Source organism: Coprococcus sp. ART55/1 (assembly GCF_000210595.1).
Taxonomy (GTDB): domain Bacteria; phylum Bacillota; class Clostridia; order Lachnospirales; family Lachnospiraceae; genus Coprococcus; species Coprococcus aceti.
This window is the reverse complement of the sequence record NC_021018.1, coordinates 1727845-1739138: the sequence shown is the minus strand read 5'-3', so window position 1 is coordinate 1739138 and position 11294 is coordinate 1727845. Positions and strand designations below refer to the sequence as shown.

At 44.0% G+C, this 11294-nt stretch carries 10 protein-coding genes; 9 read left to right on the top strand and 1 reads right to left on the bottom strand.

The annotated features are described in order from the left end of the window. Positions 1-233 precede the first annotated feature (233 nt). The 4 genes from CCU_RS07975 to CCU_RS07960 all read left to right on the top strand — a co-directional run bounded on the left by CCU_RS07975 (position 234) and on the right by CCU_RS07960 (position 5494). On the top strand, positions 234-569 hold the full coding sequence (locus tag CCU_RS07975; RefSeq protein WP_015534229.1) for a helix-turn-helix domain-containing protein: 336 nt from the start codon (positions 234-236) through the stop codon (positions 567-569). A gap of 97 nt (positions 570-666) precedes the next feature. Beyond that, positions 667-2568: an HD domain-containing phosphohydrolase gene (locus tag CCU_RS07970; RefSeq protein WP_015534228.1), complete on the top strand. Its 1902-nt coding sequence runs from the start codon at positions 667-669 to the stop codon at positions 2566-2568. Between the two features lie 19 nt (positions 2569-2587). Further along, a complete protein-coding gene (locus CCU_RS07965) occupies positions 2588-4855 on the top strand; it encodes an ATP-binding protein (RefSeq protein ID WP_208896103.1) in 2268 nt (755 codons plus the stop codon). Between the two features lie 138 nt (positions 4856-4993). Next, positions 4994-5494: a signal peptidase I gene (locus CCU_RS07960; RefSeq protein WP_208896102.1), complete on the top strand. Its 501-nt coding sequence runs from the start codon at positions 4994-4996 to the stop codon at positions 5492-5494. Positions 5495-5632: 138 nt separating this feature from the next. On the opposite strand, the gene CCU_RS07955 is transcribed toward CCU_RS07960, so the two are convergent. Continuing rightward, positions 5633-6928, bottom strand: coding sequence for a serpin family protein (locus CCU_RS07955; protein WP_015534227.1), 1296 nt, complete (start codon positions 6926-6928; stop codon positions 5633-5635). Positions 6929-7186: 258 nt separating this feature from the next. Here CCU_RS07955 and CCU_RS07950 point away from each other — a divergent pair, with 258 nt between their 5' ends. From CCU_RS07950 to CCU_RS07930, 5 genes are all read left to right on the top strand, one after another. Further along, on the top strand, positions 7187-7570 hold the full coding sequence (locus tag CCU_RS07950) for a VOC family protein (protein WP_015534226.1): 384 nt from the start codon (positions 7187-7189) through the stop codon (positions 7568-7570). A 50-nt stretch (positions 7571-7620) separates the two neighbouring features. Further along, positions 7621-8046, top strand: a complete 426-nt coding sequence (locus CCU_RS07945; protein ID WP_161172236.1) for a DUF4186 domain-containing protein — start codon at positions 7621-7623, stop codon at positions 8044-8046. Between the two features lie 517 nt (positions 8047-8563). Next, positions 8564-8818: a helix-turn-helix domain-containing protein gene (locus CCU_RS07940; protein WP_015534224.1), complete on the top strand. Its 255-nt coding sequence runs from the start codon at positions 8564-8566 to the stop codon at positions 8816-8818. A gap of 231 nt (positions 8819-9049) precedes the next feature. After that, on the top strand, positions 9050-9427 hold the full coding sequence (locus CCU_RS07935) for a MerR family transcriptional regulator (protein ID WP_015534223.1): 378 nt from the start codon (positions 9050-9052) through the stop codon (positions 9425-9427). Between the two features lie 48 nt (positions 9428-9475). Beyond that, positions 9476-11227, top strand: a complete 1752-nt coding sequence (locus tag CCU_RS07930; protein WP_015534222.1) for a 1-deoxy-D-xylulose-5-phosphate synthase — start codon at positions 9476-9478, stop codon at positions 11225-11227. The last annotated feature ends 67 nt before the right edge of the window (positions 11228-11294 follow it).

Here is an 11294-nt window from a genome sequence, read left to right as displayed (position 1 = left end):
CTTCCAAGAGGAAGATGACCCAGTACAAGCTTGCGAAGCAGAACGGGAAAACTGAATAAAAAATTTTAAACCACAGGTTTACTTTTAACCTGTGGTTTATTTGTGTTATAGTATCTGTAGATTCCTTCTGACATATTTTATTATTAGTGTTCGGGATATTGACCCAGTTATAAGACTATTGGAGATATTGGTAGTCAGATAGTTTATAGCATTTACAATGGGAGGTATCATTTATGACACAGAACAATTTTCCAATGATCGACCTTTGCGCAACAGGCAAGAGGATCAAAGAAGTGAGAGAGCAGAAAGGAATCACCGTAAAAGCATTGCAGGCATTTCTCGGGTTCAATGAACCTGTATCGATCTACAAGTGGCAGAGGGGCGAATGCCTTCCTACATTTGACAACATGTATGCAATGGCCTGCCTATTCGGGGTAGGGATTGACGACCTTCTGGTGGGAAACCGCCAGGAGGTTGTTTTTGTTTGCGCGCCATGGCGCGCTCTAACGGGTGTAATTTATCTCTGGGGACGGAGGTGGCGGACCCCTCAGACCCCATTAAATATTTGATTAATGTTGGTAGTGTGTTACAATTGTAGCTATATGTAAGTATAAACTTGAGCTGATCTGGGACCGGAATAATGTACGTGAAATGGGGAAATTCGGTATGAAGAATGTAAGCAAGAGGCAGTATATACTGACGCTGATAGTGAGTTTTGTGGCGATTGTGGTACTGTCGTTATGTACGATCATGACATTTTATAGGAAGTCAGTGAATGATACTCTGGCTTTGGCGGCAGAGACTGTGAAGCAGGAGCAGGAATATATGAATTCGTATCTGAATCGAGCCGTGGATGCGGTGGAAGTTACGAAGATCACTGTGGAGCATATGATGAGAGAAGGCAGGCCGGAGCAGGATATACTGAACTTTCTCACAAATGAATCAGATTATTATCTCCAGGATATAGATGCTGCATTCACAGGCGTATATGGCTTTATAAACGGCGAATACCTGGATGGTATAGGCTGGGTTCCCGATGATGATTATGTTCCTCAGGAGCGGGCATGGTACAAGGCAGCAGTGGCGGCAGACGGCCCGCCAACCCTGGGACAGCCGTACATCGATGCGCAGACAGGTGATATTCTGGTGTCAGTCAGCCAGTTACTCTACGATGGTGTGAGCGTAATATCTCTGGATGTAACTCTGGATTATATACAGTCTGAGACGGAAAAAATCAAATTAAATGGTCAGGGATATGCATTCGTCTGCGACAAGTCAGGCTTGGTGATAACCCATTCAGACAAGAAAGATGTAGGACAGGACTACACTCAGAGTGAAATGTCTGCACTCATGAAGGGCATAACGAACAATGACGGCGAACCATTTCAAGCGGTTGTTGATGACAAGAAGGTGACGGTTTTCAGCTGTTCCATAGTTGATGAATGGTATGTGGTCATGGTCATCACAAATGAGAAGCTGTACCACGGAATAAGAAACCTGATAGGCTACGATATAGGCGTTGGAATAGTTTTATATATAATTATAGTGTTCTTCTGTACCAGATCCAAGAATAGTACGGATGCAATCATGAGCCAGCTCGATGAGACAAATAACGAACTCACAGACCTGAATAATATGGTCATGCAGGCATTTGCCAAGACGATAGATGCAAAGGACAAATACACAAAAGGCCACTCCGTGCGTGTTGCCAGATACAGCCGTGAGCTGGTGAAGCGGATGGGCGGAACAATCAGGGAGCAGGACGAGATATATCAGATAGCACTGCTTCATGATATGGGCAAGATACGTATTCCTGACAACATAATCAACAAGCCGGGAAGACTTACGGATGAAGAGTTCTCCATGATAAAGCTTCACTGTGTAAATGGATACCATATTCTCAAGAATATAAATGCATTTCCGGAGCTGGCGGTGGGCGCAAAGTATCACCATGAGAGGTACGATGGAACAGGATATCCAAGTGGGCTGAAGGGAGAAAATATACCAAGGTGTGCAAGAATCATAGCGGTGGCAGACAGCTATGATGCCATGACATCCAACCGAAGCTACAGATACGCCCTGCCACAGAAGATAGTGCGCGATGAGATGGAGAAGGGCAAGGGCAGTCAGTTTGATCCGGACATTGCAGAAGTCATGCTCAGTATGATTGATGAGGATGAAGACTACAACATGAGACAGGTCGAGAAGATGGTCAGCAATATCCTCGTTGTAGATGACGAGAAGATAAATATCAGACTTATAGAGAATATCTGCAAAAACGAGCCCCTCTACAAGGTCATTGCGGCTGAGAGCGGAAAGCAGGCCATAGACATAGTGGGAAATCAGCAGATAGACCTAGTATTGCTCGATATCGAGATGCCAGACATGGATGGATTCCAGACGCTGGAAGAGATACGAAAGATCACAGACGTACCGGTCATATTCGTAACAGCTTATAAGGATTATAAGCTGATAGAGAGAGCGAGACAGATGGGGGTTGAGGATTATATTACGAAGCCGTTTCTTCCAATAGTTTTCCTTGAGACCTTGTACGGAGTTATCGGTTAAATACAGATGGGGGGACACTTTGGGGAAGATAGTAAATGAGAAATCAGATAAAAAAAGTTCAAAGGCTGTACCTTGGAAGAAGATGCTCAACAATGATACGGACATGCAGCTGCTTCTATTTAATATAATTACAGGTGGAGGCACCGTTGGCGGGATCATCAGCTTTATAGCGAGCCTGATCATCAAAACTCCACTTATACAAGATGTTGCCATATTGACCGCGTTGGCTGTGCTCGGCATATGCATTTACCTTGCAAATGCAAAAAAGATGGTGAGACAGAGTGCTATAGTGATCGTTTTTGTTATAACTTTGGTGGCATTTCCGATGATGTTCTTCACCTCGGGCGGAGCGTACAGCGGTATGGGTTTCTGGTTTGGCTTAGGCATGATATTCTCATTCCTTCTGATAGATGGCATGTTTTGCTATGTCATGCTGGCTGTCCAGATCATAATGGTGGTTGCATGTTACATAGTCTCGTATAAATACCCAGAACTGGTGATCCCATTGGCAAATGAGAGAAGTGTGTATGTAGACATGCTCCAGAGCCTTATAATATTCGGCATAGTTATCGGATCCATAGTGAGATTCCAGAATGCCGTATACAAGTGTAAACTAGAGGAGATAGAGCAGATAAATGAGGAGCTTACCAGGGCGAAGGATGATGCTGATGTGGCGAACCATGCCAAATCCGAGTTCCTTGCGCATATGTCCCATGAGATCAGGACTCCGCTAAATACCATAGTGGGGATGAATGAGATAATAATGAGAGAGACACACGAGGAACAAACCATGAAATGTGCCAGGGATATACAGAGCTCAAGTGATATCCTGGTAGATCTGGTTAGGGATGTGCTGGATTTCTCCATGATAGAATCGGGCAGGATGGAGATAGTCAATGAGGAATATCATTTCAGCCAGCTGCTCAGCAATGTGTTGTCTGTTATGGAGTCCAGAGCAAGACAGAAGAATCTGGAGCTTGATGCCGAGGTTCAGGAGATTTTGTACAATGATCTGAAAGGCGATTCCGCCAGAATATGCCGGATCCTGATAAATCTTATTGGAAATGCTGTGAAGTATACGAAGAAAGGTTCGATCATAGTGACCGTCCATATGGAGGATCATGGTGCAGATCCCCATAATGTGGAACTGGTCATGGCTGTTCGTGATACTGGAATCGGAATAAAAGAGGAAGATCAGGAGAGACTTTTCAAAGATTTTGAGCGGCTTGATCTGTCGAATAACCGATCTATAGAGGGGACAGGACTTGGACTGGCCATCACATATCACCTTGTGGAAATGATGGGTGGAAGTATAACCTGCCATAGTAAGTATGGACATGGGACTACATTTGTGGTAAAAATCAGCCAGGAACGTCTGTCCGATGAGAGAATAGGCGATTTTAAGGACAGGCACAGACAGTATATGAAGGAGAGAAAGACGTATAAGAGCAAATTGTGTGCCCCGGATGTCAGTGTTCTTGTTGTGGATGACAATGTCATGAATCTGAAAGTTATCAAGATGATGCTTAAGCCTACACGTATGAAGGTTTCGACCTGTGCCAGCGGTGCCGAGTGTCTGGAGCTTATAAAAAAGTACAGGTATGATATCATCCTTATGGATCACATGATGCCTGAGATGGATGGCATGGAGACATTTCACCGTGCTATGCTCATGCGCGACAGCCTGTGTGGCAGGAGTACATATATAGTCATGACTGCAAATGCTGTCATGGGTGCAAGAGAGATGTATCTGGCGGAAGGATTTAAGGATTATATCAGCAAGCCGGTGCAGCCGGAGGTGCTGGAAGATATCCTGATGAGATATATACCTGAGGATAAGCTGGTGGATCCGGCGGTATGTGATGAAGATCGGGAAAGCCCAACAATGGGTGCCGGAACCGTAGACGAAAAAACAGATGTTATGGGAAAACAGGATTCAGACATATCTTGTAAAGAAGTTCACATTGACCACGAGAAAGGTCTTACATACTGCGGGGGCAGTGAAGACTTTTTGAAAGAAATCATATCAATGTATGCAGCTGACGACAAGCGCGCAGAGATACAGAAGGCTTATGATGAAAAAGATTGGGACGGCTACAGGATATTGATACATACGGTAAAAAGTACATCCAGAACGATCGGAGCCATGGAGCTGGGCGATGAGGCGCAGGAGCTGGAGAAAGCGGTTAAAGAACTTGATGTGGATATGATCTGCAAGATGCATGAGAGTGTGATGGCTTCTTACTCGGCTGTACTTGACTGGTGCCGTGTGACAACCGCTCAGTAGGTCCGATATTTTCACAAGACGATAGAATGTAGAACATAGTGCACATATGCAATATTGCAATATGCACAAAAACAGATTACTAATACATGAATACTTGACATTTTCCCATATAATAATACGTCATTATGATATACAATATTGTATTATTTGAAAAATGGGGGAGACCAGACAATTGTTAAGCAGACAGCCCCGGCATCCATACATGAGAATGATGTCATATCATTTTATTCATCGGATCCGGCTCTTTATGGTGCGGTAAATACACATAGAGTTGTCTCGATAGAGACGGATGGTAATAATTATAGGTATATTACAAAGGGCGACGCCAATAATGTGGTGGACCGTTATGATGTGGACTCAAGAGACCTGCTTGGCAGGGTGGTGTGGTCGTCACTCATACTTGGCAAGATAGTGAGGCTTGTGTCTAACCCACTTATATTTGTACCCATAATTCTTGTTCCGCTTGCCATTATACTCATAGCCAACCTCGTAAAGACTGTATCCTATGCAAGAAAGATAGCAAAGGATGAGGAGGAAGCAGCCGTAAAAGAGGCGATCCAGTATATACGGGAGAAGAATCTCAGAGAAACAGGTGACACGACAGAATCCAATGAGAATTCAGAGAGAAAGTCGGAATAGCGGGCCTATAGAAAAAAGCACACAAGATTTTGAGATCTTGTGTGCTTTTTTGATATTCGCAAAGAAAAGTGAAAATGTTCCATTTTTTGCGAGTAAAAGCTGCTGAAGCAAGTCCTGGTATGTGTCGATAATCAAAAATTACAGCGAATTCACCCTGCCCATGAACAGGATCATTCCTGTGCTCTGATCTTCAATCACATACACAAATGGCTTGTCCACAATAAAGTTATATGTTTCTTCACTTGGCATCATTGCTGTTTCCTTGACCATGATGTCTGTCTCTGCTGCGGCCTTGGTTCCGTTCTCGTCCACGATAACCTTTGCCCTGTGATTTACAGATGAGACTGCGATTCCGTCGGCAATCTTGGAGAAGTCTGCGCTGTCTGAATATGCAGATCTTATTCCCATGTTCTGAAGAATTTCATCGAGACCGTCAATGCTCTGCTCATCTGTGAATTTTGGGAGCTGGAGTGTATCGATCTCTACGTTGTTGGCATTATCCAGAGAGTCGATGAGCTTCTGTTTTTCTTCGTTGCTTAGTTTGTCAAAGAGTTCATTTATGTCTCCGTCATCGGCGGTTGGCATGAACACCTTCATGACAACATTGTCGCCGTCGTATGGAAGAGTGATTCCTTTGATCTCACCGTTGTCCATGTATGTGAAGTGCTCACCGTAGAGATGCATCATATCAACAACGCTTTCCTTGTCGGTTCCGTAGAAGCTGCTCTGAAAAGTTTTATCCTCGGAAAAAGGAGTATCCCATTTCCCCTCGAAGTAAACTGCGTTTATGAGCATCATCACGGTTCCACCAGGAATCTCCTTTAAGATTTCAGGGATCATCTTGTTAGTGTTTGTGCTGACCCAATTGTTGACATTCTGTACAACTTTGTCCGGCTGACCGTTGAAGTCTGCTTCATACACCTCACCTGAGTAGTAATCTTTGGCAGGTGTAAGGAAATCCTTTTCTATGTCAGCTGACCAGGATGTATCCTTGTTCATCCATACTGAATTTGCTGTGTTGACAAATGTATTCTGTGACCAGTCTTTTGACAGATATGTCTTCATTTCAGCATTCCACTCGTCAAGATCTGTTATGCCGAGAGCATTTTCGAGCTCTTTTTTTGTTGCACCGTTTGCACCTACATCCAGCATGGACAGTGCACTTGAAATGCTGTAAGGCGAGTAAAATATGTTCTCGTCAGCTGGAAGTGCAGAATACATATTCATAGAGAATTCATTGATTCCGTTCTTTAGCTGGTCAAATGATGTTATATCCGATTTGACCGAAGTCACAGTGATGTTGTCAGTGAGGGAAGTGACCGACGAATCAGTTTTGGTGTGACCGGGATTATTCCCCGGTGTATTTGTGCCGCAGCCGGCAAGACCTGCACACATACAGGCGCTGAGTAGTAAAGCTGTCATTCGTTTTTTCATAGTTGAAACCTCCTTATTGTAAAGCCCATCGTATCGTCCCGATGACTTATTGTAACTGGTATATCATTAACTCTCAATATATATACGAGTATCAAGAGCTTTTTTGTGGACTTTTTCAACAAATTTTTATATGAGAGGTTTTTATATGAGATTCGTGAGATAGTGAACAATGAACTTGGAAAATGCACGGATTAGATATATATTAATCATAAAGGTTCAATCAGCTTTTAGAATCAGTTTTCATAAGGAGGCAATACGATGGCGCTTATAAAAGGAATACATCATGTGGCACTTAAGTGCTGCAGCAGCGAAGAGTATAAGAATGTAGCAGAGTTTTATGGTGATATATTGGGACTTTCAGTTGCGAGAAAATGGGATGGCGGGATCATGTTTGACACTGGAGATGGCATCATCGAGGTGTTTGAGGATGGTGAGTCACCGCTTCCGCAGGGAAATATAAGACATTTTGCATTTGCCACAGAGGATGTGGATGCCTGTGTTTCGGCAGTGAGAAAGGCAGGATATGAGGTGTTTGTAGAGCCAAAGGACATAGAGATCCAGTCGGATCCAAGGTTTCCGGCAAGGATCGCGTTCTGCCGAGGACCGCTTGGCGAGGAGATAGAATTTTTCTGTGAGAAATGATGAAGAGTTGTAGAGACTTTCTGTTATAGAATTACATGGAGATGATAGGGTTGACAAAGGAAGAATGGTACGCCCGGCTTTTTGAGCGTCTGGGAAGGTCGAAATTTCGCAGTGGATTTCATTTGACACAGAAAGATATCGACTATATACATGAAAAGGGGCTGGATACCATAAGACAGCATGCACGGGATTTCATAGCGCAGAGGGAAGCTCCGGCATTCATACCAAATGACGGAAAGCAGACTCCCATGCGGGGACATCCGGTGTTTGTGGCACAGCATGCCACGGCTACATGCTGCCGGGAATGCATACGTAAGTGGCATACATTTGCCCCGGGAGTGGAGCTTGGTCCAAGACAGCAGGAGTATCTGGTGGATGTTATCATGACCTGGATAGTGAGGGAGCTTGAAGCAGCCGGGGATAAAGGTCGGTCCGGGGATAAAATAATTTTATACCAGCGGTGTAATGACAAATAATTATATTTGTGGTAGAGTACAGTTTAGGTGGTCAAATAAAAGAAGAAAATCAGGACACACCAATAAAAAATGACTTAGGAAAAGGAACCCGGAAGGGTAGTCAGGAAAGGAAAGAATCATGTTAAGTATAGTTTTCGCTAAATACATAACCCGAGAGTTTAATAGTGATGTGGCAGGGAATACTTTACATACAGATGATAAGCTGCGTGAACATATGTACTCATATGGTACAGGGCGAGAGCGTACGGAACATGATCATACAAATATGCTGACCTGAATGATCTGAGCAAATACATAACAGATCAGATAGGTTTCGATAGACTGAGATCAGCCAGATCTATCAGCATTTATAGATTGGAATCATGATGTACGAAAAAGCGTCCATCCATGTGAGTATTATAGAAGTATTCATGTGGATGGGCGTTTTTTGCGTGTTTTTTAACTCGTCTTTGTGAAGAAGAAATCTGTCACAATTGTAGCAATGCAGATGAGATGAGAATTTTGGGAGGGAAGTATTATGTGTAATGTACCAACAATTGACATGACAGGAACAGGCAGAAATATTGTGAAGCTTAGACAGAATGCAGGTTTTTCTGTAAAGGATCTGCAGGATATATTTGGATTTGCCACTCCAAATGCGATATACAAGTGGCAGAAGGGTATGGCTATGCCAACCGTAGATAACCTGATCATTCTGGCCGCCATCTTTGGTGTAACAGTGGATGATATCATTGCAGTAAACATCTGCTCGACAGTTGGAATCAGTGCGTAGCATAAAAATTTACATATTCATGTATATAAAGGCGGACAGCGGTAACTACGTTGCCCGCCTCTTTTATATCCTGTATGGGGTCAGGCACCTCCGTCCCCATAAGGGGTGAAAATTGGGGGTTGACTTGGAGTGAGCTCCAAGTGATATATTCAATGTAACATATAGGTATTGTGTGAGTGCATATAGCTATAAATAGAAAGGTTTTCTTGAAATTAGGAAAGAGGTGGCAATATGACTATCAAAGAGGTAAGTGAAAAGTTTGATATCACCGCTGATACGCTCAGGTATTACGAGAGGGTCGGGCTTATCCCTCCTGTAGCGAGAAATGCCAGTGGCAACAGAGATTATCAGGAAAAGGATGTCGATTGGGTTGAACACACTGTATGCATGAGAAATGCTGGTGTTCCGATAGAGGCGCTTATTGAATATGTAAAACTGTTCCAGATGGGAGATGCTACATTTGGCGCGAGGCTGGATCTCCTTAAGGAGCAGTATGAGAAACTTGAGGAGCAGAGAAAACAGATTGAAGCCACCATGGATAGATTACATTACAAGATATCCAAATATGAGGAGGCCGTGAAGACCGGCAAGCTTGTATGGGACAGGTAAATTACCGATGGCGAATGCACTATGTAAAAACAGGAGGATAAAGAAAAAATGTATATTGAAAATATCAACGGACCACAGGATGTAAAGAAACTGACAGTAGACGAGATGGGAACACTTGCAGACGAGATGAGACATGCACTTCTCATCAGAGCCAGCAAACACGGCGGACATTTTGGGCCAAACTTTGGTATGGTTGAGGCAACCATAGCACTTCACTATGTATTTGAGTCACCTAAGGATAAGATTGTGTATGACGTGTCACACCAGAGCTATCCGCACAAGATGCTTACTGGAAGAAAGGATGCATACCTCTATGAGGAGCACTATGATGATGTGACTGGTTACAGCAACCCGCATGAGAGCGAGCACGATTTCTTCACGGTTGGACATACCTCAACATCCATCAGTCTGGCTGCAGGTCTTGCAAAGGCAAGGGACCTTCAGGGCGCAGAGGGAAATGTGATAGCGGTGATAGGTGATGGCTCCCTGTCAGGAGGAGAGGCCCTTGAAGGCTTGGACTACGCTAAAGAACTGGATGGCAACCTCATCATAGTTGTAAATGACAACGATATGTCCATAGCTGAGAACCACGGAGGACTCTATACAAATCTCAAATTACTCAGAGATACTAAGGGAACAGCAGAGTGCAATCTGTTCCGCGCCATGGGACTTGATTATTATTACGTGCACGAAGGCAATGATGTGGCAGCCCTCATAGACACATTCCAGAAGGTAAAAGATTCAAAGAAGCCTGTTGTGGTCCACATCAGAACCCTCAAGGGAAAGGGTTATGCACCAGCCGAGGAGCACAAGGAGCAGTGGCACTACAGCGGACCGTTTGACATAGAGACAGGAAGATCGTTATTTGAAGGTGACGAGGAGGACTACTCAAGCGTGTCCTGTGATTACCTGCTTGACAAGATGAAGAAGGATCCAAAGGTCGTTGCCATCACAGCGGGAACACCGACAGTTATAGGATTTACAGAGGATAAGAGACGTGAGGCCGGAAAGCAGTTTGTTGACGTGGGAATCGCAGAGGAGACAGCGGTGGCACTTGCATCAGGAATTGCAGCAGGCGGCGGAAAGCCAGTGTTCGGTGTGTATAGCTCATTTGTGCAGAGAACATTTGACCAGATATCCCAGGATCTCTGTATCAACAACAATGCAGCCACTATAGTGACATTTGCAGGGTCTGTATATGGAATGAACGATGTGACACATCTGGGCTTTCAGGATATCCCGATGCTTTCAAATATCCCGAATCTTGTATATCTTGCTCCGACAACAAAGGAAGAGTATATTGCCATGCTTGACTGGAGCATAGAGCAGAATGAGCATCCGGTGGCCATCAAGCTTCCAGGTGGTGCGATGGTAAGTGGAAGACCTGTTACGAAGAACTTTGGAGATCTGAATAAATATGAGGTGACACAGAAGGGAAGCAAGGTTGCCCTACTCGGCCTTGGAACCTTCTACAGTCTGGCAAATGTCGTGGCAGACGAGATGAAGAGTGAGCTTGGAATAGATGCCACTGTCATCAATCCTTACTATATCACAGGGCTTGACGAGGAGCTTCTCGAAAGCCTCAAGGCAGATCACTCGGTTGTCGTCACCATCGAGGATGGTATACTGGACGGCGGATTCGGCGAGAAGATTGCAAGATTCTATGGTGATTCGGATATGAAGGTACTGAATTATGGTCTTAAGAAGGAATTCCTTGACAGGTACGATGTCGAAGAGGTTCTTAAGGATAATCGTCTTGATGCGGAGATGATCGCAGAGGACGTTAAGGGATTGTTGTAAAGTATATGATTATCTATGATAGATATGTTTATATGAATAATTTAGTAGTAGAAATATAGAACAGACA